This is a genomic window from Micromonospora salmantinae (assembly GCF_022230905.1).
Taxonomy (GTDB): Bacteria; Actinomycetota; Actinomycetes; order Mycobacteriales; family Micromonosporaceae; genus Micromonospora; species Micromonospora salmantinae.
This window is the reverse complement of sequence record NZ_JAKKFG010000014.1, coordinates 21,216-47,256: the sequence shown is the minus strand read 5'-3', so window position 1 is coordinate 47,256 and position 26,041 is coordinate 21,216. Positions and strand designations below refer to the sequence as shown.

Sequence of the window (26,041 nt, the reverse complement as noted above, 5' to 3'; positions counted from 1 at the left end):
GTAGTGCCCTCCCCCGACGATCTACGACCGGGCCTATGCCCGATAGATGGCGTTCAAGTCGAGGTCGACGACGGCATCCGCCCGGTCATATGCATTGGCCACCCTGTCAAGCGCCCCAGCGATCTGCTCGAACTCCACGACCGCTCCGGAAATCACATCCAGCATGAACGAGTGGAAGCTGTCGTATGACGTGGAGTGGATGGCCATGTTGGCGTCGCCGATGAAGAAAGCCGTCGGAGCAAGCTCAAGCTGACTCGCCGCCTGCCGCACGTCCGCCATCCGGTCCGACAGCCTGCGCCATCTGACCCCCTCGTCTCGGAGAGCCTCGGTGAGGACCTCGATATCAGGCATGGCCACCCTCCGTCCCTGCATCAGCGCGCAGCCCGGCTTGCTCGAATGCGCCAAGAGCATCGGTGCGCATTCGGTCCGCATCCGCCCTGGCGATCCGTGCGACCTCACCGGTGATACCGATAAGCCCGTTTCCCAGGAGTCGCAACGTCACGTAGCCGTGCGGACCTGACACCGCACGTTCCTCCCGGTCCGCGGAGCTTTCCCGCTCGCTCAGTCGACGGAACTCAGCTCCGATGGCGTCGAGTCGCGCCCACCGGACTCGACGCCACTCGTCATCACCAAGCTCGGGCTCCGGCAGGGTCAAGAAAGTTGGTGACCTGTCAGCCGAACCAGGCATCCTGCGCGCCGCAGCCAGCGCACCGGCCTCAACCGACTTCCGCACGGCGTCGGTGTAAGCCTCAAACAGCGCCAACGCAAATTCGCTGACTGCGAGGCGCTCACGCCAACGACGGCTGATGTCGAGGCTCGTGACCCGCCCGCGGGCGTCGACGACGATCCACACGGAGTCGGACTGGTCCGCGCCCTGATGCTGAGAATCTTCGTGGGGCCCATCGCCTGGCTGGTGGGGCAGCTGTTGGACACGCCCCCGCAGATCCTCCAGATCCCCCAGAAAATCCAGGCTCACCAGCGTCAACCGATCCCCAGAGCTCGTGCGTTTCCGCATCGCGCCCCCCAACGTGTCAGGCAGATGTTCCCCGCTGCTGGCTTGTGTGAAGACAGGACCACCGTACGTGAACCATGAAACCGTTGGGGGGCAAGCCCCTCCCCGAGACCGCAATCCGACGCTGAGGTCACCTCGGTTCCATTAAGGACCACCCGCCGCTGTTCGGCTCGTTCGGCTGGCACCCTTGGCCTGATGACCTCTGGAGGACACAATGCCTCCCGTGAACAGGCAGAACCTGACGACGGAAAAGGTACACAAGTGGCCTCGCGCCTTGGCCGTGGCCGCGCTCCTAACCTCCACTCTTACCGCTGGCTGGTCGCACCTCGCGCTGGGCAACGTTTCAGGCGTTTGGGTGGGGTGGCTTCCGGCCGTTATTACGGCGATCCCCCTGTTCACTGTGCGTCGTAAACCGTTCGAATACGCCTGCCTGGCAGCTGGAGTCCTGGTGCTTTGCCTGGCGGTCGTGGGCGCGTCCCTCGTGATGCTCTTCCCGGCCGCCCTGATTTTCTTGGCTGCGGTTGCGGATCCGGGGCGGGCGCCGCGGCGGGCACGTGTGTCGGTGCTCGTCGGCCTGTTGCTGGCGATCGTTGCAGGCGTGGCGCTGGCCGGGCGAATCTACCCGGCGCTGACGTCCCCGCCGGTTGGGTTCATTGTCCACACCAGTTCCGAGTTCACGGTGACCGAGCCGACGTTTGAACGCGTCGTCCAACCTGCCGCTACCGGCTATGGCGTGGAAGGTGGCGTACGCGTCGACGCTGCGGGCGACGATGAAGGCCCCACCATCACCATCCAATTCCGCTCCAACCTTCCCGCAGACGGGCAGGAGCGGCTCCGGCGACACCTGGCGGAGGTGCCCGGTGTGACGAAGGTCTGCTCGTGGTACCGAGACAACCACCTACGCTCCCGGTGCTAGCTGTGGCCAACGCACGGGCTTGTGACTCGCACTGGGCCCGGGTTGTCTGGGACTCCGCAAACGCCATAGGGCTCAGGAGCAACAACGACGTAGCCGACCAACGTCACGTCGCTGATCTCCTCGTCGGGCAGTCGCCAGACCGTCCAGCCTCCCCGGACGGGGACAAGGTGAAGCGCCCGGACGAACGACCTTGGCCCCGTCCGGGGAAGCTGGTAGCTCTTGTGGTGCCCGATGAGGTGATCCGCCCCCGGCTGATCTCTGAGGAGGGTCGTGGTTCGGGGCGGAGCCCCGTGGTCTTCTCATCGTCTCGCCCACCAAGCGTGGCCGACCGACCCGGCCGATGCCGGCCGGACGTCGCCAGCAGGCTGGGGCCGGGCCGGCGTGGCCCGCTTGCGGACCGCCTTGATACAGCAAGAGGAGGATATGGCGATCAACCGCACCGGTCGCTGAAGCTTGACTGACGGTCAAGCAGCGCCAGGCCAACTCCAACTGACTGATCTTGGTCCCCAAAACGGCGAAAGGGACGACGCGATTTCCGGATCAGCCCTCTGTCCTGCGTCGGGACGGCCGGATTCGAACCGACGACCCCTTGTTACCGTCTGTAGCCATCAGGGCCTTGTCATTGATTATCAGAAATTGGCACTGAACTGCACAGACACGAACAAGCAGTGGTCACGTCTTATCACTGGTTGTCAACCTCAGCCGGGGGTTTTCGGGGGGTAAATGGGGGGCCTACCCAGGACGCGGCCAGGTCTTAACGCACCCGCTTCCTCTGCCGCCGGAGGCCTGCGCGTCTCACGGTGTGCGTACTGACCGAACCTGCGGCAGCCCATCCTCGGCCAGTTCGACCGTCACCGAAACCTCATGCGACGGTGGCCTGCAACCGACGCGGATGCTCATCCGGTGCGGCGGTAATGTCGGCGCCGAGCACGGCGGTGGCCGCCTTGCTGGTGCGCTGCGCGAACGACACGGCGACCTGGCAGTTGTCCCGGATCTTTGTGGGGATCGCGTCCCCGGTGGCCTTCTGCGTGGCGAGGACGACCTGGATGCCGACGTTGCGGCCCTTGCGGATCAGCTCCTCCACCAGCCGGGCGGTCTGCCGGGCCAGCGCGTCCAGACGCTTGGACTCGGCATCGGTGCCCTTGGTCTCGTTGAGGAACGTGTGCGCCTCATCGATCACCACGACCACCAGCGGCCAGGCCGGCGAGGGGCCGAGGTGCCACAGGTTCTTCACCCCGAGCACCGCCCGGATCGCCGGCTGGCGAGCCACCATCAGCTCCCGCACCCGCGCCAGGTGATCGCGCACCAGCTCCGGCTCGTCTTTGGCGTGCAGCCGGGCACGAGCGAACAGGTCGTCGTAGTCCGGACCGCCCTTGCCGTCGATGAGCACGAACTACACCGCCGGACTCGGTGCGAGTTGGCAGTCCGGGCATTGATGAACGAGGTCTTGCCGTAGCCGGTCAGCCCGGCGACCACTACCCCGGAGACTCCAGCGCTTCGGATGGTCGCGAACGGCCGTCGGCGTCGATCCCGGCTACCCATACCGCCGGAGCAGCCGGCGGCGTCGCCTGGCAGGTCCACTGTGTTTGGTTGGTGAGTGGGTCGGTCAGCAGTGCCCGCAGCCGTACCAGCCCGGGACGGACCTGTTCGGCCCGCACCAGCGGCACGCGCCACAGGTGCGGACTGCCTTCCGGTCGGTCAACGGAGAGTCAGACCGCGCCAGGCCGGTTCACCCGTACATCAGGCGGCGGGCGCTCATCGTCCCGTGGGGGCCTCACTCGCTGCATTCTTCGCCGTTCAGATGCCCCGAACTCTAAGAAGTTTTTCCTAGCGTCCGCCAAGCTAACTTTGTTCGGGGCCCCCCGTAACTCGCTCGCATCGTGATCATCTTGGCCGTCATCATCCCAACCGCAGACCGGACAGACTTCATGCCAGCCACGAGATAGGAGAGTCAGATAACCACAGCATGGACATGCATGCCGCACACCAGGCTTTTCGTCGATTCGGACATTCCTAAACTGAGACATGTCACCACCAGGCCCGTTCACCACGAGCTTTACCTCTCCAGACCCGGTTGGCGCCCCCAATATGCGGCCGGGCCACCATGTGCGTCTGTGATGTCAAAATAGTTAATAATCTTTCCGGTTCTGCGATCCTTGACACCGAATTCGTTCGTCTCCGGGTCCCACCGGTAGACCTTGCCCTCAATCATGGCATCCTTTTCCCGGACGCCTGAGCGGCATGGACCACACATCAAGTCCTTGGAACCTTGATCGTAGTCCCCCTTGGTGTAGTGCCCGAGATCCTCACCGTGATCGATATAATGCCGATCTAGGCTGGCCGGGCTGGTCCAGTCGCAGTTGTGTACTAGTACCGGGGTGTTGCCGGCGAGCACATAGTACGTGTGGATGTCGGAAATGGTGAGGTTGTGCATGTACTGGGCGCCAGTGTAGTTCCGGACGCTCGCGATTCGCACCTCACCCCCAGCACTCGATCGCAGCCGCTCACCCGCCACAAGCTCAGCAGCGTCGACCCAGTAGCCACGGGAGACGGACCAAAACGGGTGCTCCCACGTGGTTTCCACATCGACCATCGCGCCAGTGGGCAGCAGCACGACGAGAGTCGTGAGTTGCGAGTCGCGATTCAAATGCATATGAGTCACCGCTTTGGCTGCAGTAACACCAGCGTGGGGGTCGGTTGCTTGCACCAGGTCACCGACCTGGACTTCTCCAATCTTCTTTGTCGTACCATCCGCCATGAGTACGGGCGTGTCCCGACTAAAGCTGTTGCCAACCTTGCACGCCTCGGCCACGTCATCGGCTGCCTTCGAGGCACCAGAAAGAAGATCGGCACCTTCGCCGACAAATTTTGCGGCCTTGCCCACCGGAATTGCTCCGGCGAGATCGAGAACCAGCCCGACGTAGTCGCCGTTGTCAAGTTTTTCCTTGGCGAGCGCAAGGGAGTACGGAATCCCGATGCCAGGAATCCAGCTCATCCACTCGTAGAACTTGAGCTTCGATTCCTTGGCCCGGGCGTCCCGCATAGCGCACTCGCCCTCGACCTCACACATGAAGGCGGCAAGCGACTCCTGGAGTTCAGCCGGAGTGAAGTCGGAAATGTGACACCTGTAATAGCGGTAGCCGCCGAAGCCGCCGTACGTGTCGCAGTCACCGATGTAGCGAACCGTGAAATTGATGTAGGCTTTTCGCCGCTTCTTGACTTCCTCATCACGATCCGGTTGGCCGGCTTTCGAGCCACCGCCGCCACCACCACCACCGGAACCCGAGCCTCCGTCGTTCCGCTTTACGTCGTCCGGACTTGCCCGACCGGCCCAGACGTCATCCTGGATCAGCCCGGTCGGGTCGCTGAACGTGATCGGCGAGTTGCCGGCGTACGCGTAGCCGTGCCACTGCTGCGGTTGGCTCTGGTCCATCAACGGGTCGACCGACACGAACCTGCCGAGCGTCGGGTCGTACTCCCGTGCCCCGATGTGGGTCAGCCCGGTCGAGTCGATGTCGCCACCGACGAAGCCCTTGCCGTTGGGCCAGGCCGCCTGGTCCCCGCGCGGTGCGCCGTACGGGGTCTGGCGGCGGATCGTGACCGCCTGGGTCGCCGCGTTCACGCTGATCTGTTGGGTGCCCTGGTGGTCGCTGAACAGCCACTGCAGTCCACCGCCGCCCGAACGGCTGGCGATCGACTTGCCGGCGAAGGAGTAGTAGCGGATGGCGGTGTTCTGTGCGGCGCCGAGGTCTCGCCGGATCTCCATTCCGGGCAGGTAGAGGGTGGTGCCGGTGGCGTCCCGGCGGAGGATCCGCTGGCCCTCGGCGTTGTAGACGTGACTGGCCAGGGTGGCGCCGCTTTCGGTGACGCTGGTCAGTCGACCCTCGGCATCCCAGGCCAACGTCTGGTCGGCGGCCACACCCGGCCGGGTGACGGTCTCGCCGGTGGCGTTGTAGCCGTACGACTTGGTCACCGGCGCCTGTCCGGGTGCCTCGGTCCGGACGGACGTCACCGTGTGTGGCCGTACGGAGTTCGCGCCGCTGGCGGGCACCGTGTACGTGTTCGTGGTGTTGCCCGTCGAGCCGTGGCTGGTCTGGGTCAGCCGGTTGCCGATCCGGTCGAACGTCCAGTCGGTCCAGTAGGGGGCGGGTCCGCCCAGGTTCCCCACCGACGGATCGGTGGCGCACTCCACGCCGGCGCGGGGTGTCCAGGCCGAGGTCAGGCGGCGCAGCCCGTCGTACCGGAAGCACTGGCTCTCGGCCTGCCCGACCCCCGGCCTGTCGACGAGCTGCAGGATGTTGCCGGCGGCGTCGTAGGAGTAGGTGCGGTCGGAGATGGTGCCGGCCGAGGTCTCCGGCTTGATCGTCGTCTGTCGGATCCGGCGGGTGTCCGTCTCGTAGACGTTGTTGTCCTCGACGTACGTCCCACCGGCGGTTTTCCGGGTCAGGACGGTGGGCTCGCCGTACACGGTGTACTGCTGCCCGACGACGTACGACCCGACCGTCGGCAGGTTCGTGGTCAGCGTCTGCGGCAGTCCGGTCGTGCCGTCGTAGCCGGTGCTCACCGTCTCCTCGGCGAGGCCCCCGGCACCGGGGTACGTGATCGAGACTTGTGTTCCGTCGGTAGGGGCGAACCCGTACGAGTAGGTCCACTCCTGTCCCAGTCCGGTCACCGTGCTCGGGATGACGTACTGGTCTCCGACCACCTGGTAACGGGTGTTGAAGTTGATCGCCCGCCAGGTGTACGCGTTGGTCGAGCCGGCCGGCTCGTACCGGGTCGACTGGGTCAGCTGTCCGCGTACGGTGACGCCGGTGAAGAGCTGGTCGTACTTCCACTCGGCCCGCAGCTTGCCCGGTGAGACCGCATCGTCGTACTGGCCGGTCCGGCGGCCCATCGCGTCGTAGGTGTAGACGAGCACCTCACCACGGGCGTCAACGCTCTTCTCCAGGTCGCCGTAGAGGGTGTAGGTGGAGAAGCTGGTGCCCTTGTCCGGGTCGCGGGACTCGATCTGTCGACCCCTGATGTCGTACTTGTAGGTCCACTCGTTGCCGGCCGGGTCGGTGATCTTCGTGAGCTGGTTCTTCCGGTTGTACGTGTACCTGACCGCGTCGTACGCGCCGGAGACACCCGCCGCAGTGGTGTGCTGGCGTACCTCGACGTCGCGGCCCTTGAGGTCGAGGAACTTGGTGGTGGGGACGTCACCGGGGGCCGGGGTGCGGGCGATGCTGTCACCCCGGTAGGACGTAGTGGTCCGCCACTTCTCTACCAGGTTCGTCACACCGTCCCCGGCGAGCGAGACCTCCGCGATCGGGCGGCTGGCGTCGTCGTACTCGGTGCGGGCGACCGCCGGTACCGACCACTCGGGCTCCCACCACAGGGTCCCCGAGGCGGTGCCCGGCTCGGCGTGCGCCCCGTACGCGGCGGCGGTCCGCCCCCAGCGGTCGTAGATGGTGTCGGTGACGAGACGACCGCCGCCGATCCCGGAGGACTGGGTCTGGCGGGGCCGCAACATCGCGTCGTAGATCTGGTACGTCGTCTGGTAGTTGCCGGCGGAGTTCAGGGTCTCGGTCTTGACCGACGAGTAGTCGGACCGGGTCGGTGAATAGGTGTACACGTAGCGGGCGGACGGCTTCTGCGGGTTGTCCGCCTTCGGCCAGCCCACCTTCCAGACCTGGGTCGTCCGTCCCAGGCCGTCCAGGGTCACCTCGGCCACGCGGGAGTTCACGTCGGTGGTCTTCCAGGCCGTCCCCCAGTACGGCGAGACCTCCTCGTGGCTCGTCCAGTTGAACCCGCTCTTGATGGTCTTGCTGACCCTGGTCACCGGCCCGCCCGCGGCCGGCGTGTACGCGGTCGCGGTGGTCACCGACCGTGCGTCGGTAGTGGTGACCGCCCGTCCGAATGCGTCGTAGGTAGCCTGGCCCTCCGTCTGGAAAACCGTGCCGGTCGTGGCCGTCCAGTTGCGCAGTTGTTCGGTCCGGGAGATGGAGCCGTAGGTCGGCGCGGTGTCCGCGCTGGCCGCACCGTCATAGCTGTAACGGGCGTCGGCAACGACGTCGTCGGCGCTGACCGGTGCCGTCCCACAGGGCAGGGCGTTCGTGGTGACCCGCTTCAACAGCCCGGTCTGGTTCCTGCCCAGGTTGCGGTTGTAGGTCTGGGTGACACACTGCTCGTCACCGACCACGTTGACGTCGCCGTCGTCCTGGGTCCAGTCGAGGGTGCCGTGGGTGTCGTCGAACGCCGACGTGGTGCGGGTGACCCGCCAGCCGGCCGCACCGTCCACGCCGAGCGCGGTCGCGGAATAGGTCAGCCGGGTGTTCGTGAAGCGGGCCGTGACCAGGTCATTGTTGATCGTGCGACTGGCGGTCGGCGGGGACTGCCAGGGCACGTTCACGGTTCTGCTGACCGGCTTGTCGAGGTCGCCGTTGTAGACGGTCTCCTCACGCACCGACCCGGCGAACCAGTCCTCGTCGTGAACGGTCTCGTTGCCCAGCGAGGCGCCGACGGTGACCTGTCTGGTGCCGCCCGTGGGACTGGAGCGGTCACCGTGCATCCCGCGCAGATACTTGGTGACGGTCAGGGTCTTCCGGCCCTCGGTGTCGCCGACCCGGGTGGTGACCTCCGAATAGCCCCGGAACTGGTTCCAGGTCTTGTACTTCGGTTTGATCAGACCGTCGTCGTCCGAGTAGTGCCAGGCCGGGTTGCCGCCGTACGAGTAGGTGGTGAACTTCGGCGGTGCCTGGTGTCCACCGGCGAGTTGCACGTCCGACTCGGACACGTGGCGTACCACGTACTTGTGCCACCACTCCGTGAGCAGCGCGTCCTCGGCACCGTTGGGGTCGGGTCCGATGACCGGATAGCAGAGCTTGGTGTTGGTGTGCGCTGCGCTCGGAACGTTGTCCTTGTGGCATTCCGGCAGGCTGTAGGTGACCTGGATCTTGGCACCCGTCTCGGCGACGATGTTGGCGATCCGCTGCCAGTTGTTCGTCGTGTTCGAGTCGGTGAGGACCCGGTTCGGCATCGCGGTCGGCTCGAACGTGATCGGCGGCAGGGTGACGGCCGTGCCGACGTGACCGGTGTGCGCGATGGACGAGAGCCACAACCCCGCGTTGGTGCCGTCGCCGGGTGACGGGAACGTGTGGGTGAGGGTCCAGGAGTCGACGTCCTGCCAGGCCGGGGTCGCCTTCGTCGTGTCCCAGACCCGGGTCGTGACCTTCGCGAGTCGTTTCGTGGTCCAGAAGGTCGGGGAGAAGTTGTCGCCGCACTCCGACCCGGTGCACTCATGGTCCCATGGCACGTCCGGCCAGTTCGTCGCGTTGTGGGTGCCGCAGCTCGACGTGACACACCGGTCGGCCGGGGTGAACAGGACCTGGGCGATCGGGGTGGTCGACCGGTCGCTGGCGCCGCGGTCCCAGGTGCCGTAGTCGATCCGGCGGATCATCCCGCCCCGCACGTAGGAGACGTCGGACGCCGCGGTCAGGTTCTGCGCGTACTTGTTGTCCTCCCTGTCGTACCAGTACGACATCGTGTTGCCGCGCGGGTCGACGACGTAGTCGAGGTTCCATCGCCACGCCTGGGTGCAGTCCGAGTCGAGAAATTCGCTGGCGTGGCAGGGCTCGTTGTCGTGGTTGCCGAACACGGGTGCGGTCCAGGTCGAGTTGGTGCCGCTGCTCTGGCCGGGCAGGCTGTTCAACCCGAAGTAGTACTGGACCCCGTCGGTGGTGGTGACCCGCCAGTGCTCGCCGTTGTTGTCGCCGTTCGTGGCGTTCGCCAGCTTCTCGATCTTCGCGCCCTGCTCGCTGCGCGAATGCCAGCCCTTGCCGTTCTGGAACACCAGTTCCGTACCGGTGCCGTTCAGGGTCATGGTGGCGTTGTCGGAGCGCCAGCAGAGATCGCCGGTCTTCTTCTCGTTGTTCGCGCCGGGGGTCTTGTCGTCGCTGCACGACACATAGCTGCGCTCGATGTAGCCGGGCCAGTAGTCGAAACCCTCGCCGACGAACGACGGCTGGTTGTTCGTGGCGGCCGACCGTCCGTCGACGCTCGCCGACGAATAGGCCAACGAGACCGTCGGACTGGGACCATTCAGCCCCGGCGGGGTCCGCATCGGGTACGCCCAGGAGAACCCGCCGGTGGAGCCGCCGCCGGTCCAGGTGGCCGACGCTGACAGCGAGGTGGCGGTGAAGTCGCCCGCCGAGCCCTTGGCGTCGGCGGCCAGCGCGACCACGCTGCCGCCGGCCGTCGACACGTCAGCCGAAACACGACCGGTCACGGTGTCGTTCCGGGAAGGCAGTGGGCTGGCCTGGCAGCCCGCAGCCTCCGGTGTGCTCAGGGCACAGGGCGGTAGCTGCCACAGCCGCAGACGGTCAGCCCAGCTACCTCCGTACGCGTGGCGGAATTCGTTGTAGTCGACGGACAGGTTGGCCGTCGCCGGCCCGGCAGTCCGTTGCGCACCGCTCACTTGCAGGACCACGCCGTCCCGCCAGGTCGGTGCGACCGCGTCGCGACCGACGATCTCGACCGTGACGTCGGTCGGCTCCCCGCTCGCGGAGCCACCGGCCCGGTTCACCCAGACCGGAAGCTGACCGACCCGTACGCCTGGTGTGCCCGACGTGTCCGCGCGCCCGGTCCCGAGCGAGGCCGCCGCCCGGCCCGCCTTGGGCCACACCGGCGCCGGGGCGGGCTTGCCCGCCGGGGTCGGTGTGGGCCAGGCGATCCCGCGTACCTCCCCGCCGTGCTTGTCCACCGGGTCGGCCTGCGACCGCAGGCGCTCCGGGGCGGCGAGCGCGCCCGCCGTCGGCGGCGATGCCACCAGCATCGACCCCGCGACCACCGCGGTGACGATGGCGGCGAGCACCTGACGAGGTCGACCCGGTGGCTTGGCACCCGAGCCTCGTTGACGCGGACCGTTCACTGGATCCTCCGGAATAAGGGGTCGACGAGGTCGGATGTGTGGGACCGGAGCCGGTCAACGGTCCGGCGGTTGACCGGCGCTCAGGGCTGAAGCTCTGCCTGTGCCTGGGACTTGTGCAGTTCGGAAACCGCGGTGTCGGTCAGGGCGCCCTGGTAGACCAGCAGGTCGTCCAGGCCGCCCTGGAAGTAGTCGACGAGGCGGGGCTGCTCGCCGGGGCCCGTGAACAACGCCGCCCCCACAGTCAGCGGCCCCGTCGCGCGGAACACCCCCGCGCAGGGCACGGACCGCTCCAGGACGCCGTTGACGTACAGCCGGATCTCAGTGGCCTGGGCGTCGTAGACGCCGACCAGGTGGGTCCAGGTGCCGATGTCGTCCTCGGTCAGCAGCCGGTTTCCCTCGGCATGGACGCGCACCGGCGTGACGTCGTCGTCCGCACCGCCCACGGTGAACCGCCAGCGGTGCTCGCTCGCGCCGCTGGCAAGGCGGTACTCCCGCAGGGAGAGGTAGAAGGCTGACTCCTTGGTGCCCCGCTGCCCGGCCGCGGTGAAGGTACGGGGCTCGAACTGGTCCGGGCGTACCCAGACCGAGACGGTGAACGAGTCGTCGGTACGCAGCACCGGGGTGTCCTGCCACTGCGGCGGGCTGCCCTCGGCGGCCAGGTTCCGCTGCGACCAGCCGTACTCCAACGTGGACAGGCCGAAGTACGGGTCGGCCGGGTCCTCCACGAAGTGGCGCTTGTCGAGCATCAGGCCGCTGTCGCGGTAGCCGGCGTCGACAGTCGCGCCCTGGGTCAGACTCAACCGCCGGCCCCACGTCGCCCCGTCCGGTGCCTCGCAGGTGGACGGGATGCCGACCTGGTAACAGGGCCTGGCGGCGTTCATGTCCCAGCGCCCGACCTCGATCGGGGCGAGGATGCCGGGTTCGTCGAAGCCACCGGAGTACTCGTCGGTGGCGAGTTGGCCGGTGAAGTCGTGGTCGACAAGCACCCGGTTGAACACCTGCACGTCGGCGATGTTGCCGGTCCACCAGTTCGACGGGAGACCCGCGGAGAAGCCTCGACCGACCACGAACTTACCGCTGGTGGGCCAGGGCGCCGCGACGTAGTCGGTCTCGGCCACCCGGACGCCGTTGACGTAGAGGCGCAGCTTGCCGGCGGTCCTGTCGTAGACACCGGCCAGGTGGGTCCAGCGTGCCGCCTCGGCCGCGGTGAACGGGGTCGGGGCGATCGCCACCCGGCTCGCGCTGGTCTGCGCCGAGGTGTCCTTCATGACGAACGACCAGTGCGGGACCTGCGGGGTGCCCTGCCGGCGTACGCCGAACTCGAACCGGGCGGCGTCGGTGGCGTCCTGGGTGAGCACCTTCATGTCGCTGGTCGGCAGGGCACCCGGCCTGACCCAGGCGGCCACGCTGAACGAGTTGGTGGTGTCGAGCACGGGAGCCGCGGTGGCGGCCTGCGAGGTGGTGCCGTTGAACGCGGCGCTGCCGCCGCCGAGCAGCCGGGCGTCGGCGGCCCAGCTGACGTTCGTCGGGGCCAGCGGGGTGTCACCGGCGACCGCGCCCTGCTGGTCGGCGAGCGCCTGGCCCTGGGTGACACCCGGGTAGGTTTCCAGCCCCCAGCGGGCGATTGCCGGGGCGGGACGGTCGACGACGAACTCGACGCTGCCGTACCCCTCGTTGCGGGTGGCGTCGACGGCCGAGACGTACAGCGTGTTCTGGCCGTACTTCGGGGGTCGCAGCGTCACGGTGGCGCTCTTCGGGGTGCCGGTGGCGGTCACCACCGTGGTCGGGCCGGTCCAGCCGTACTTGAACGACGTGGCGTCGGTGGCGGTCGACTCGATCCGGAAGGTGACCGGTTCACCAGGCCCGCCCGGCGAGCCCTGGAGCGTGACCGTGACCGGGGGAACTGTGGTGTCGGCGGTGAACTGGCACCACGGCGACCAGCCGCTCCACCGCGAGTACGGTGCCGGGTCGACGGCGGTGACCCGGTACGCGTACGTCTTGCCGGTGACGACGGCCACGGCGGCGGTGGTGGCCCGGCCGTTCGCGGGTGCGGACGCGGTCGGCGGCCGGGTCAGCCGGGTCGGGTACGCGTCGGTGACGGTGCCGATGCCGGCAGCCGGCACCTCGATCCACTCGTAGGTGCCGGTCAGGCTCTGGGTGGTGTCGGCGTCCGGATAGACGGCGGAGAACTTCGGGGCCAGCGTGCCGATCGGCAGTACGCCGTCGGGCAGGCAGGCGACACCGGCGACCTGGAGACCGTTCGGCTTGCCCGGAATGGAGTCGTAGTCGACGATCAGCTTGGCGTCGTTCGGGAAGAACTTCTTCCACCGGCCCTGGGTGGACTCGCCGTCACCGCCGCTGTCCCGGGCGGCGAAGCCGACAGTGATCGCGGTGCCGCCCGCGCTGGCGACGGCCTGGACCTTCGAGGTCACCACGCCGGACTCGAAGTTCATGATCATGTCGGGTTGGATGACACCACAGCCACCCGCCTCGTTCGCGTGCCCCGGCGCACCGTCCATGATCGCGTTGAGCTTCATCTTCGACCAGGTCGCCTGCATGGCATGGTCGATCGCCGGCACGTGGTACATGTAGGCCCAACTGTCGTCACACGACCATGAGTGGTCCAGCTTCATCTGCACGTACGCGCTCTCGATGTGCTTCCCCTTCATGGCGGTAAGGGGGAACTGGAAGAACGACCGGTAGAGCTGCCCCTGGCAGGGCCCTTCCGGGCTCAGCCCGACCCGGGCCACGCTGACGTCGGAGTTGGAGCAGCCGTTGTTGGTCGCGTACGCCCAGCGGTTCTGCTTCACCGACCAGGCCGGGTCGATGAAGACCGGGAAGTCGCCCTCGTCTGCGCCGAGCATGGCCGGGTCCGGGGTCAGCAGCAGGTCACCAGTGGCGTCGACGGCGGTTTCCACCAGTACGGTCCGCGCGGTCGCCGCCGGTCCGTCGACCGAGGAGCGCTCGGCGGACGCCGACGCCACACCGGCCCGGCCGGCGATCGTCGTCTGACCCGCGGAGTTCCACATCGTCGCCGGTGTGGCCGTGGCGAAAGCCGTGGCGCCGACGTCGGCCCGCAACGACCCGTCCGGCAACCGGACCGCCCGCGCGTCGCCGCCCAGGTCGAATCGGATCTGACGCAGCGCCGGGTTGGCCGCCGCCGTGGCCGTCTTCACCACCAGCACGTGGGTGAAGCCGGTCCGGGTCGCCTGGACCGCGAGGTCGACGCCGGGCAACACCTCGGGGTACGTCGCGGTGTCGCCGGTGAGCACCGGCGCGGGCAGCGCGGCCGGCCAGCCCACCGTGAGGGTCTTCCCATCCCTGGTCAGGGTCGCCAGCGGAGCCGACCCGCCGCCGGAGAACGCCACCTCCGCCGCCGACGCCGCCGGCCGTACCCGTCCGTCCGAGCCCCGGGCCAGGTCGAGGTCGACGTCCACCCAGGTGCCGTCCGCGCGGCGGGTCCACTGCGGAACCACCCCCGACTCGAACCTGAGCCGACCGTCCGGTTGCGCCGTGACCTGCGCGTACTCGGAGCGGGACGAGCCGACCACCACCGGCCCGGCACAGTCCTTCGCCACGGCCAGTGCCTGCGCCGGGGAGGCGGCCTCCGCCACGCAGGGGGCAGCGGCGGGTGCCGCGGCGGCCGGCCGTTCGGCCAGCACCGGCAACCCCGCCACCGGCATCAGCAGCGCGGTGGCGGCCGCGAGCCAGCGCAGCCGTGCCAATCCGGGCCACCCGTTGGAGCGGCTGCGGCTGGGCAGCCCGCTCGCCTTCGCTGGGCCGGCGGCGACGTGACCAACATGGACAGACATGGCAGCTCCAACCGACCAGGCCAGGCCTGGTCGTCGCTAGGGAGGATCGGGATCTCGTGAGGTGCGCGATGGTCGCGGGGAGCGGCCTGGCAACTGAGCCGCCGTCGGGACCGACGGAACTGGGGCTAGCGCGCGGGTCGGTGGTGACCGCTCGGCGAGCGCGCGTCAGCTTCCGACGCGGATCGGCGGCGTGCAGGGCGTTGACACGTACGGGATCAGCTCGGGCACAACCCGGAGCGCCGTACGCGGAGACGGACGTTCGGCCGGCGCAGTGGGCGTCAGCGGCCTGGATCGTCCAGTAGGCAGTCGTCTCCGGTGGACAGTGGACCGAGAGACATCCGTTGGATACATCATTCACCCCCGTGAATTGATGTGGCCAACGGTATGGGACGTAGGTAAGAGGGGTCAATCCCGATGGCGTGACGAGGAGTGACGGAGGTACGACAGCTCGACCGAGCAGCGGACGGCCGGCACGCCGGGTGGGGTCAGGTTCGCCAGGCGAGCGCCGCGCGGCGTACCCAACGCCACCCCTGCCACCTCACCGGTCCGGACGCCTGCCTCAGCAGGGTCGACGTCCGCCCCTTCCCATAAGCGACGATTACAGCGAAAGAGTGGGCACCCAAACCGTTCTGGCCGCTCATCCTCGGCAAACGAGATCGATAGACGTTGCCTCGCCGGCGCGCAGGCGGTCCAGCTCAGAGGCCAGCGGCGGAGAACACCCATACCCCTCGGCAACGGCACCAGATCGACAGCTACGCCTCAGCTCGGATCCGATCTTGCCTGAGCCGATGCTGAGCGGCGACCAGGTTTCCGATCACAGCTGGGTGCGCAGGACGTCGTATGCCCAGGCGGCGAGGGTGGTGGGTGTCGTGGTTCGTATGGTGCGCGGTTGTTCGGGGACGAAATCGTCGCGCAGACCGCTGGACATGCCGATCACGGCGTCGGTGAGCCCTGCCGTCATCCCGCTGGCACGCAGGTTCTCGCGCATGGTTTCGTCGGGGATTCGCTCGACGGTGCACGGTTGCCCGGTGGCCGCGCTGACGATCTCGGCCGCTTGTGCCCAGGTGAGGTCCGTCGGTCCGTGTACGGCTTGCACGACGCGGCCGGACCATGCCGGCGACAGCAGTCGGGTGACAGCGACCTCGGCGATGTCGCGTGGAGCTACCCACGCCATTGGCTGATCGACGGGCAGGATGATCGGGATTCGTCCACCGCGGATCGCGTCGAGCTGAAGCAGGAGGTTTGTGAAGAAGAATCCGCAGCGTAGGTGTGCGACGGTGGTGCCGGTGGCGTCCAGGGCGACCTCGGTCGCGGCGAGGCCGTCTATCTCTCCGGCCCCGTGCCGGCGCTCGGCACCGACGCTGCTCTGGAACACGGTCCGGCGGAGCTGGTTCTCGGTGACCGCGCGAACCACGGCGGTGGTGGCCCGGGCATAGTCGCCGAGCGGGTCCTCGCTGTCTGTGGTCGGGTCGACCCAGTAGAGGGCGTCCACGCCCCGAGTCGCGGCGACCACGCCGTCCGCGTCGTACAGGTCGACTGCCGCCACGTCGGCTTCGGCTCGCACTGACGGCGGCAGCCGGTCCGGGTGGCGGGCGAGCACCAGCGGCCGCACGCCGGCTCGGATCAGCATGGCAACCACGTGGCGTCCGACGTTGCCGTTCGGAGTGGTGACGGCGATCTGCACAGGGCCCTCCTCAGCGTCGGTAGCCGCTGACCACGCTACAGAGGTTGAACGGTTGAGGCTTGATTGATCATGGCGGTTCCGGGTCGAGCGTCATTCCGGTCTGGGCGAGGTGCCGGCGACCGCGCCAGGCACCGCACCGGCTCGCGCGGGTGGTGGCTTGGCCGCGCGAGTCCGGCGGGCACTGGGCTACGCGGTCAGGCGTCGCCGATCGACGACAGTGGGATGCCGAACACCGTGCGCTGCCCGTCGTACTCGGTGAGTGTCCACATCCGCTTGCCCTGCGGCTGGTAGGTCAGGTCCTCGGGTCCTCCCGCCGCGACGCTGGTGTACTGCCGCGAGGTGCCCACGGTGGCGCGGTGGATCCAGGCGGGCTTGCGATCGAACTCGCTGCTGGTCAGCACGAACTCGTCTCCGTGTGTGATCGCGCCGTTGACGTTCGCCCGTGACGTCACGTACACCGCATCGGAGCTGACCAGGCCATCGGACGCCGCGAGTTTGCCCTTACCGTCGAGGTTCCACCGGACGATCCGCGCGTCGGCGGGTTTCGGCGAGTGGACTCCCTCGCGGTCCTCCTTGTACTCCGCGGTAATGAGCGAGTTCGGCGAACTGCTGCGGTCGAGGCTGATCGAGGAAATGCGCAGCGGCAACCGCGTCGGGTCCGGTTGCGGCGTGTAGTAGCCGACCTGCGGGACCGCGTAGCGGTAGTCTGCCGCGTACGCCTTCCCGCCGACCATCCCGATCCGCTTGTGCGAACGGTCGGGAATCGTGCGCCAGATGTTGTGCAGGTCGAACAGGCGGATCGCATTGGTGTCGGCGACGTAGAGCCGATAGCCGACCCAGGTGACACCGCCGACGTGCGACACCGCGGCGTGGAAACTGCCCTTGCGGTCGGGAACGACAAGCAGGACGTGACGGTACTCGGGCTTGTCCGGGTCGTCGTAGTTGACGAACGTGATCCGGCTGCCCCGGTTGGTGCCGTCGAGACCCTCGGCGTCGTACCAGGTCGCCGCGATGACGCGGTGCTCGCCGAACCGGCCGTCATCGTCGGCGTCCCAGGACCCGGTGAGCCCCTGCGGGATCCACGTGGTGCCTTCGTTGTCCTCGTCGTTCCAACAGAACTGCACGGAGTCGGGGGTCGGCGGCTTGCCGCACGAGGCCTTCGCACTATGGTTCACGTCGCGAATGACATCGGCCAGATGCACGTTCGGGATCTTGCCGTTGAGGTCCGCGACCGACTTCGCGAAGGTCTCCGAACGGTCCTCCAGCGTGTAGGTCAGAGTCGACGGAGTGATTTCGGTCGGCTGGAACTCCAGCACGTTCGTGGTAGCTGCGTGGTGGTTCATGAGACCCTCCCTTGAGGGACGGTCGCCGGCCGGACGGCCGGAACGGGAAGGACGGATCGGCTCGCGGGCCGGTGAGCCCCACGGATTCGGCCGCCGCCGGCGACAACTTGCCAATCAGTTCACCGTCTCCTGCTACGACGTTCGATGCGGTACGCGATCGTCGCGACGAGGAGGATGGCGATGATCGAAATAATCCATCCTGCTCGGTCCATGGCTCCACCTCCTTCGCAGGCCGTTTCCGGCACGCCTCAGCCCTAACCGTTACCCGAGGCTGACGGCATCATGCATCGGTGGCCGTGGTTCCTCGCTCGGCGACTCGTCGGCCGCGGTCGGACGCGAGAGTGTCGAGCGAGCGGTGACGATAGACCAAGCCCGTCATCTGTAGAACGAAGCCGTCGCCGGGTCCCCTCGGGCGAAGCGCGCCATCCTGGTCGAGGAGCCCTCGGACGAGCTTGTCGTCATGCGGGCCTACCTCGACGCGCACGGCAAGATGCCGATCGCCGACGGCGCTTCTACGGCTCTGAGAACGCCCGCCGAACAGACCTACCCGCCTGGCTACATCACTACAATCACCACCGACCCACACCGCCACCAGCGGCCGGCCACCCATCACCAGGTTGACCAACGTCCCTGGGCAGTACACCTAGAGCCGCTATCGGTTGCTCGCGTGTGCATCGAGCGGTACGTGCGCTGGCTTCAGGACGTGCGGCGCTTCCAGCCTCGACCGTGTCACCTTCGGCACGGACGTCTCGGCGTCGCTGAAGCGCAGCTACACCGGCCTCATCGATCTCGGCTCGCCGTCCGAGGTGTGCGTCACCGCGACCGAGGCCAACGTCCGGCCGCCTTCCGGTCGCTGATCACCCGTGGCTACGTAGCGTGTGGCGGCACACGGACTGAAGGTGTTGGACGGCGTTTCACTCGAACTCACGACGGCGCCGTGCCGACAATCCCGGGTCAGGATCGTCGGCACGGCGCCGTCGTGAGTTCGGACGAGTCCGTCCGAGGACAGCTAGTCTCGGACGGACTCACGGAGGTCCTCCCGCTACTGACCGTAAGCTTTCGCGGTCCAGCCGAGCGAACCGAGGGAGCCACCCTTGATGTCCGTGCCGACTCCGTCCGTCTTCAGGGTGTCGAAGTGCACGGAGGCCGAACCGGCGGCGGTGATCCCGAGCAGCGGCCGGCCGTTGGGGTGCGCGTCACAGTAGCCCGTGCTGAGGCTGGTGAAGGGTCCCCAGCCGCTCGACCGCAGTACCTTCGAGGTGATCGTTGTCGGGGTGGCCCGGTTGACTCGCCACTCCTTGAGCTCCCCGTTGGCCTTGGTACCGATCAGCACGTCCACGGCGGCGCTGCCCGTTCCGCCGCTGCGCTCGTAGGTCAGTGTGTTGACCGTGTCCCAGCCGGTGGTGGTCAGCCTCACCGGCGCGGAGAGCGTGAACACGTCGTCCACGTAGGTCTCCGTGTAGCGGTAGAGCGAAGTGCCCGCCACGCGGTAGAGGTACGGCGACGCCGATGCGAGGATGCGGGTATCGGCGAACCCGTTCTTGAGGCGGCTGGCGGTGATCGCCGTGACTCTCCAGGTGCCGTCGACCAACTCGCCCTGGCGGCTCACCTTGTAGAGCCAGCCGTCGGTCGGATGGGTGGCGTACTCGGTGCTGCGGAAGCTGGTGTCGTCACCAGAGGCACCGATCTGCTGATGCGCCGACGGCACCCAGCCAAGGTTGTCGTTGGCGTAGGCCTTGGTGCTGGTCGTCCTGTCGGAGTACACGTAGCTGAGACGCTGTCCATCGGAACGGTACGCCGCCGTGGAGACGCTACAGTCCGCGGGAACGTCACTGAGCGCCGCAGCCGCCGGCCCGGCGGGCACGACGACTCCAGCCACGGCGAGACCGGTCGCGACAACGCTCAGCGCCGTCGCGGCGGCCACGATGGATTTACGCATGAGGCAAGATCCTCCAGTAGTACGACTGTGGGGCGAGGGTCGCCGCGCGCGGGGTGTGGATGAACGGTCCCGCTTGGGCGTCGTGCGTTGCCGCGCATCCAGGGCGCACGGGGGTGCTCCCCGATGGGCCGGTCTGGACAGCAGAACGGTACGGTGTGGCCCGTACAATCGCCGTACAACTGGCGTATAGACCACCCACTCGCCCCCCGTCATCCGAGTGCGGGCCACCTGGTGACAGCGCCGACATTACGTCGACCGGCTCGACCGCCGGCGCAGGGTTCGAGCGCCGATCCCGTTGCGGTTGGTGGGAAGTTGCCTCTGGCGGCTTGATCGTCCAGCAAGGTTTCGGGCATCGCCGCATTGCTACGGTGACCCTCGTGCAGGACGCGACCGAAGCGAAGCTCGACGACTGGCGCGAGCGGCTCGAGCCGATGCTTGCGGGACTCCGGGATTTCGTCGTCGGACCCGACGAGTCCCTCGATAATTCCGTCGAATCCCTACGCGACCTCGAACACACACTGCTCGCCGAGACACCGGCCGGGCAGCCGCCACGCGAGGGACTGGCCGAAGCAGCCGGCGGCTACCTTGGGGAAGTATTGCTCACCATCGGCGGAGGCGCCTGGACCTGGGACCCGGACTCCGACCTCCCCGTCACCGACCTCAGCGTCGGCGAAACGGCCGAGCCCATGCGGCTCGTCCTTGACGCCCTTGTACACCGCACCGGGACGGTGTGGTCGGCCACGTACGAACGTATCCGAGCGCTAGCGGCCACGCGCCGGAACGAGGATCCCTTCTGGGAACCGCGCCGCACCGACCAGCCGGCGTTACACACGGAGACCTTGGATGCCGCACCCACCGATCCATGGCTCACCCACTGGCTGACCATCCGTGAACAAGGATTCCCCGAGTGGTCCGCCGCCACCGGCCGAGCCGACGATCTGGACTTCAGCCCGGAGTCATTGCTGGCACTGGAGCAGATCGTACGACGCCGGATCCCGGCCAAGGACGCCCTGCGCGATCCGGCGGACGACGACTTCGTCCAGGGGGCGATCTGGTACGTCGGCGAGATCGCCCGGCGCCACCGCGACGCACACTGGCGTTACACCCCGGACCCCACCGGCACCAGCAAGAACCCGTACGTGGGCAGACCATTCGTCGAACAAGACGACCACGGGAACGACGCGATACCCCTGCTCGAACTGGAGGCCGCCGTATTGTCCGACGAGGCCGGCGTACTCCTGGACCGGTTCGAGGTGTTCGATTAGCAGCAGGGAATCGTCGGCGGTCCCTGGTCCTGGTCTTCGGGAGTTGATCGGTGGACAGTGGAGCAACCTGTCATCGCGTTGGCGGAGGGAACTGCTCGGCGAGCCATCGCTTCGACGCCGCTCCGGCAGGTCGGCGGCCCATTCGACGGTCTCCACGACGCGGCTCGGTCCCGAAACCACCGCCGCGATCGCGATCGCGAGCAGTCCCGGCAGCGGATGGATCCGGCCGCCAGCGTCCCGTGGGTCCGGAACCCGGGCGAGGGCCTGCAGCAGCCCTGGCATGTCCTGTTTCGGAAGCGGCGAGATGCGCCGCTGCACCGATCGCGATTCCTGCGTGACAAGGCGCCTTTGATAGACAGCGTAAGGCCCGGCTACCGGAACGGCATTGGTCGATGCCTTGACTCTATGCGCCGCCCTGCTCATGATTTACTGCGGCGGTTCAACAGTGAGGGTCAATGTGATGACGCAGGTAGAGCCACCGGCAGGAGGCCCCACATCAGCCGTCACTCTCAGCGAGCTTGGACAAACTGGCCGACTCGCGCGCGCCGGTCGAGGCACGAGGGACTGGCTGACACGTGGGGTCCATCGGCGGGAACTGAGTATCGCGAGCCTCGGTTCAGTGCTCCTCGCTGTCGCGATGATCTGGCTGATTCCGCCATACGCGGTTCGCGTGCTGACTGCCGGCGCCAAGACTGTGCCGATCGCCGACCCGGCCCACACCATCGTCGGTGACGTGGGTGACCCGACGGCCCAAGCATGGCTGGTGGGATGGGGTGGCCACGCACTCACCCACGGTCTGCGTGGCCTGTGGGATACCAACGCCTTCTATCCCGACACGTACGGCCTAGCCCTGAACGACAGCCTGCTCGGCTATGCCCCGGCAGGGCTGATAGGCAACGGTGTAGTCGGCGCCGTGCTGCGCTACAACATCCTGTTCGTGCTGGCTTTCGCGCTCGCCTTCCTCGGCGGCTACGCGCTCCTGCGCCAACTTGGCGCGAACAAGGTCGCCGCCGCGGTAGCCGGGGCCGCCCTCGCCTACGCGCCCTGGCGCTACGGCCACGACGGCCATCTGAACATTCTCTCCACCGGTGGTATCACTCTGGCCCTGGCGATGCTGGCGCGCGGCCACGGACTCTCGTTCACCCGCGGCTACCTTGCCGAACGAGTCCGGCCGGGCTGGGCGTTCGCCGGCTGGCTCGTCGCGGCCTGGCAGGTCAGCCTAGGCTTCGGCGTCGGGCTGGGATTCGTATACGTCCTCGCCGCCCTCTGCCTGATCACACTTTTAGCCTGGCTGATCCACCGCCCACGCCTCAGCCTCCGGCTGATCGTCGCTAATCTGATCGGCGGGCTGGTCTTCACCGCGGTGACCGGATACTTCGCGTACGCGTACCAACACGTGCGCGAGCTCAACCCAAATGTCACCCGGGACTGGGACTACGTCGCGCACTTCTCCCCGACACTGCGCGGACTTCTCGTGGCGCCGCAGTCCTCGCTGCCCTGGGGCACCCTGCACAACGACGCCCGCACCGCTCTTGGTGGCGTACCGACTGAGAAAGTGCTGCTTTGCGGGTATGCACTGTATCTACTGGCCTTCGCCGGCCTGTTCCTGTCCCGCTGGTCACCGGTGCAACGGCTTCTGCTGATGTTTGGGGCGGTCGTCGGAGTGTTGTTTGCGCTGGGCACGAACGGGCCGATCTACCGCCTGCTCTATCTTTATGTGCCCGGGTTCGATGGATCCCGTACACCAGGCCGCTTGATCTTGTGGCCCACTCTCTGCCTGGCCATCCTCGCGGCCGGCCTGGTTACCCAGCTGGCCGAGGTGGCTCGCAGGGGCGCCGAGCCGAAATGGTCGGTGGGAGCGGCACGGCTACTGACCGTTCCGTTGCTGGTCCTCGTGCTAGCTGAGGGCCTGCCTGACCTGGACCACCCCCAAACCCCAGCCAAACCGGCCGCGATGGCGCTAGCCTCCGCGCACGCTCCCATCATGGTATTGCCGTCCAACGACGGTATCGACCTCAACGTCCTACTTTGGTCGACCGACGGTTTTCCCACCATGGTCAACGGTGCGGCTAGCTACACCACACCCAACCGTCAGGCGATCCGCGACGTTATGGCGACCTTCCCCAGCGAGCCGGCCTTGGATCGGTTGCACCAGCTCGGCATCCGCAGCGTCGTCCTGCTGCGCGACCGGGTCCAAGGTACCCCGTACGAACCACTGCTTGACATCCCCGACGTACCCGGCATCACCCGCCATGACGTCGGGCCAGACGTGGTTTACACCATCGACACCAACACCAAGAACCCCTAACAAAAGGATGTTGGGCGTGTCCTCGGGACACGAGGATCGTTCTGTCTGAACGTGAGGAGGGGTGAGCAGCCGACCCGACCGGATCTACGCCGACCGGCGCTACGACTACGACTGCTAGGCATATTTCAGGTCTGACAGGATCAACGTCCTGTCCAACGGACCAAACCCAGGTCAAGACGGAAATCTACGCAGTCCCGTCTGCAATGGGCTCGTTCGGGTATGCACGGCTGGCCAGCGCTTCGCTCCGAGGTCTGTCCCAGCCTGCGAGGTAAGAATGCCGGAATCATCGCCGTGCCGTGCACGGGGTGGGTGCCACCCGCCGGGTGACGTCGTTGAGTTGCGGGTGCACGGCGTGTTGGGTGCCGGCGCGGATGACATCCTGGATCGGCCGCACGTGCAGCGGGTCGCCGGCGACAGCAAGGGCGGCTTCTACCGGCCCCGCCGAGGCTACGGTGACTCCCGAGGCGCCTGCGGCGTGGTGTTGGAGACATACCGGTGGAGCGATCTGCGGAGCGGAGCCGCCGCGAGGACGCTGTCGCTGGTGTTGCTGTTGCCGTTCATGGCGTGCAACGCGGCGGCATGGATGCGGCCGCGGGCGAAGGTCAGCGGCGGTGTGGTCTGGGTAGGTTGCAGGCTGGTCGGCCTGAGCCTCACGGCCCTGTACGTCTTGTCTTTCGTCGGTGTGGCGTTGGACCTGCTCGCCTGCAAGTGCATGTCCCTGGGTAGTTGTCTCGGGGGCCGGACCTGGCTGTCCTGGCTCGGCGGTCAACCGGTCGGATTGCGCATTGCGCTGCTAGCGCTGGTGCCCGTCGCCGCGATCTGGGCGTTGTGGCTGGTGGGCTCCCGGTGCGGTCGCTGGTATGACAACTTCATCCCTCCTACGGGTGAGCCGGCCGACACACCACTGGGCGCGATCGGGACACCCAACGCCACGCCGGGAGTGGTGCGACTTCGCTCCATCCATGTGGCGACCGGCCTCGCTGTGCTCGATCTCAGTCTGGTTGCGGCGTTGTGGGCTGCGCGTGGACCGAGCCTTCTCAACGTCCTGCTCACGGTCTGCGCCGTGCTCGTCCTTGTCGCCAGTGTCGTGCTGCTGTGCGTACCTTCGGTGATCGACTCCGTAGCCGGCACCCCGGTGGTCGATGGGGTGGTCCGTGCCCTGCGGTCGACTGCCGTGGTGGTGACGATCGCCGTCATCGGACGGGTCGCGTTCGATCGCAGCGAGTGGGCCGCCGGAAACGGACTGCCCGGTCATGACGTCGCGGTCGTCCTGCTCTTCGGGACGCAGGGCGTCCTGCTGGCGCTGCTCGGGATCGCGGCACTGGTGGGCCGGGAGGGCAGCCTTGGGAGGCTGCGCTGGTCGGGTGCGCCGCTGTTCGCGTGTCTGGCGGTGGGACTGGCGGTCGGCTTCGCCACCGAGTTCAACTACCGCGTATCGGATTACCTCGACCGCGACCTGCCCACCCCCGACGTGCTGCCCACCAGCCCTGTTCTGCCGTACAAGTGGACGATGTTCGGCTTCTTCGTGTCGGTCATTGGCGCAGCGGTCGCGGGTGCGGTGATGGTGCTGTTCACGCGGAGGCATCGACGGCGGGCAGCGGACGGCATCGTCGCGCGTGACTTTCCTGAGGCGGATGCGAGGACGGCCCGACGGCGGACACAGGTGCGCGACGCAATCGCCCGGGCGCAATTCACGGAACGACTGTGCCCGCTCGGGCTGACCTACTGCTGCCTCGTCGCGCTGAGCCTGGCTTTCACAGCTCTGGCCCTCGACGAGCTGCAGCCGAGTCTCGCCGTGGAGAGCCTGGTCAACCTGCCGTCCGATTTCGTCAGTGCGGGCACCCAGTTGGGCAGCTACCTGATGGCGTTGCTGTTCGTCGGTCTGTTCTTCGGAGGGCTGTTCGCCTACCGTATGGCCACTTTTCGTCGCTACATCGGGATGCTCTGGGACCTCGGGATGTTCTGGCCGCGTGCCGCTCACCCCTTCGCCCCACCGTGTTACGCCGAGCGCGCCGTGCCCGAACTCGCCTGCCGTATCAGCATGCTGGTCCGGCAAGGGAGGTACGTGTTGGTAGCGGCGCACAGCCACGGGTCGGTACTCGCTCTGGCGAGCGTCCTGCAACTAGAGCCGTCCGTGCTCTCCAGGGTCGCCCTGCTGACGCACGGTTCCCCGCTCAGACGCTTCTACAGCACCCTGTTCCCGGCGTACGTGGGCAGGGATGTGCTGAGTGAGGCCGGCCGCCGGTTGGGCTGGCGCTGGGTGAACTTGTGGCGTGACACCGATCCCATCGGCGGCTGGATCTTCACGTCCGGACGCGGGGGTGACGACGCCCTGCGACAGCGGTCCGAGGTGGACCGCCGGCTTCGGGATCCGCAGGATCTCGATGCCCGAGGCCGTGACACGGTTTGGCCCGCGATGTGCGGTCATCAGCCGTGCGTGACGGACGACCGATACGAGGCGGCGGTCTGCGAGCTGTCCGAGCGGCTCCGGACCGGCTGAGGTGGTGTAGCCGTCGCCGAACCTCGGCGCTGCGGCGTGTGGTTCCACCGGCCTGCGGTGCCCGAAGGGAGCCGCGCTGTGCCGGTCACCGATCGAGCGGACGAGGTCGCACGAGACGGCGTCCGAGGTTGTCGTAAAGAGCCGGCCGCTGCCCCGTGGGCGCCTCGATCCCGGGTGCGCCGAGCCGCGGTGGCGGTGCGCACCCGAGATTCGCGTGGCACGGCAACGAGCACGCACAGGAAGTTCCCCGAGACTGCCACTATTGCTGTCGTGGCGACGACGGAATGGATTACGCCAAGGACGCCGATCGGAGTGGCTCCCTCGTCAGGATCCACGCTGAGACGCGAATGCGAG

General features: G+C 67.5%; 12 protein-coding genes and 3 pseudogenes. 5 read left to right on the top strand and 10 right to left on the bottom strand.

Features of this window, described 5'->3' with window-relative positions:
- Positions 1 to 33 precede the first annotated feature (33 nt).
- Positions 34 to 351 carry a hypothetical protein gene (locus PSH03_RS13405; RefSeq protein ID WP_210784799.1) on the bottom strand — a complete coding sequence of 106 codons (318 nt, stop codon included), beginning with the start codon at positions 349 to 351 and terminating at the stop codon, positions 34 to 36.
- Positions 344 to 976 carry a hypothetical protein gene (locus tag PSH03_RS13400; RefSeq protein WP_238689299.1) on the bottom strand — a complete coding sequence of 211 codons (633 nt, stop codon included), beginning with the start codon at positions 974 to 976 and terminating at the stop codon, positions 344 to 346. Before PSH03_RS13400 ends, PSH03_RS13405 begins: the two co-directional genes overlap by 8 nt.
- A gap of 259 nt (positions 977 to 1,235) precedes the next feature.
- Between PSH03_RS13400 and PSH03_RS13395 the strand changes: the two genes are divergently transcribed.
- The gene (locus tag PSH03_RS13395) at positions 1,236 to 1,928 is read left to right on the top strand and encodes a hypothetical protein (protein ID WP_238689298.1); all 693 of its coding nucleotides are present in this window, start codon (positions 1,236 to 1,238) and stop codon (positions 1,926 to 1,928) included.
- A gap of 877 nt (positions 1,929 to 2,805) precedes the next feature.
- On the opposite strand, the pseudogene PSH03_RS13390 reads toward PSH03_RS13395, so the two are convergent.
- The 6 genes and pseudogenes from PSH03_RS13390 to PSH03_RS13365 form a co-directional block, all read right to left on the bottom strand.
- Positions 2,806 to 3,619: pseudogene (locus PSH03_RS13390) on the bottom strand (FtsK/SpoIIIE domain-containing protein); the annotation flags it as partial.
- Between the two features lie 18 nt (positions 3,620 to 3,637).
- Complete coding sequence (locus PSH03_RS13385) at positions 3,638 to 3,955, bottom strand: CPCC family cysteine-rich protein (protein ID WP_210784802.1); 318 nt, start codon at positions 3,953 to 3,955, stop codon at positions 3,638 to 3,640.
- 29 nt (positions 3,956 to 3,984) lie between these two features.
- Entirely contained in the window at positions 3,985 to 10,779 is a 6,795-nt protein-coding gene (locus tag PSH03_RS32845; RefSeq protein WP_238689297.1) for an RHS repeat-associated core domain-containing protein, read from the bottom strand.
- Between the two features lie 137 nt (positions 10,780 to 10,916).
- Positions 10,917 to 14,648, bottom strand: coding sequence for a LamG domain-containing protein (locus PSH03_RS13375; RefSeq protein ID WP_238689296.1), 3,732 nt, complete (start codon positions 14,646 to 14,648; stop codon positions 10,917 to 10,919).
- Positions 14,649 to 15,462: 814 nt separating this feature from the next.
- Positions 15,463 to 16,332, bottom strand: a complete 870-nt coding sequence (locus tag PSH03_RS13370) for an NAD(P)H-binding protein (RefSeq protein WP_238689295.1) — start codon at positions 16,330 to 16,332, stop codon at positions 15,463 to 15,465.
- Positions 16,333 to 16,526: 194 nt separating this feature from the next.
- On the bottom strand, positions 16,527 to 17,675 hold the full coding sequence (locus PSH03_RS13365) for a hypothetical protein (protein ID WP_238689294.1): 1,149 nt from the start codon (positions 17,673 to 17,675) through the stop codon (positions 16,527 to 16,529).
- A 507-nt stretch (positions 17,676 to 18,182) separates the two neighbouring features.
- Here PSH03_RS13365 and PSH03_RS13360 point away from each other — a divergent pair.
- A pseudogene (locus tag PSH03_RS13360) lies at positions 18,183 to 18,322 on the top strand (IS481 family transposase); the annotation flags it as partial.
- A gap of 395 nt (positions 18,323 to 18,717) precedes the next feature.
- Here the strand turns inward: PSH03_RS13360 and PSH03_RS13355 are convergent.
- Positions 18,718 to 19,614, bottom strand: coding sequence for a hypothetical protein (locus PSH03_RS13355; RefSeq protein WP_238689293.1), 897 nt, complete (start codon positions 19,612 to 19,614; stop codon positions 18,718 to 18,720).
- Positions 19,615 to 19,991: 377 nt separating this feature from the next.
- Here PSH03_RS13355 and PSH03_RS13350 point away from each other — a divergent pair, with 377 nt between their 5' ends.
- Entirely contained in the window at positions 19,992 to 20,879 is an 888-nt protein-coding gene (locus PSH03_RS13350) for a hypothetical protein (RefSeq protein WP_238689292.1), read from the top strand.
- Positions 20,880 to 21,002: 123 nt separating this feature from the next.
- On the opposite strand, the pseudogene PSH03_RS33040 reads toward PSH03_RS13350, so the two are convergent.
- Positions 21,003 to 21,161: pseudogene (locus PSH03_RS33040) on the bottom strand (transposase family protein); the annotation flags it as partial.
- Positions 21,162 to 21,498: 337 nt separating this feature from the next.
- Here PSH03_RS33040 and PSH03_RS13345 point away from each other — a divergent pair.
- Positions 21,499 to 23,187 (top strand): hypothetical protein, encoded by a 1,689-nt coding sequence (locus tag PSH03_RS13345; RefSeq protein WP_238689291.1) that lies wholly within the window; start codon positions 21,499 to 21,501, stop codon positions 23,185 to 23,187.
- A gap of 394 nt (positions 23,188 to 23,581) precedes the next feature.
- Positions 23,582 to 25,687 (top strand): hypothetical protein, encoded by a 2,106-nt coding sequence (locus PSH03_RS13340; RefSeq protein WP_238689290.1) that lies wholly within the window; start codon positions 23,582 to 23,584, stop codon positions 25,685 to 25,687.
- The last annotated feature ends 354 nt before the right edge of the window (positions 25,688 to 26,041 follow it).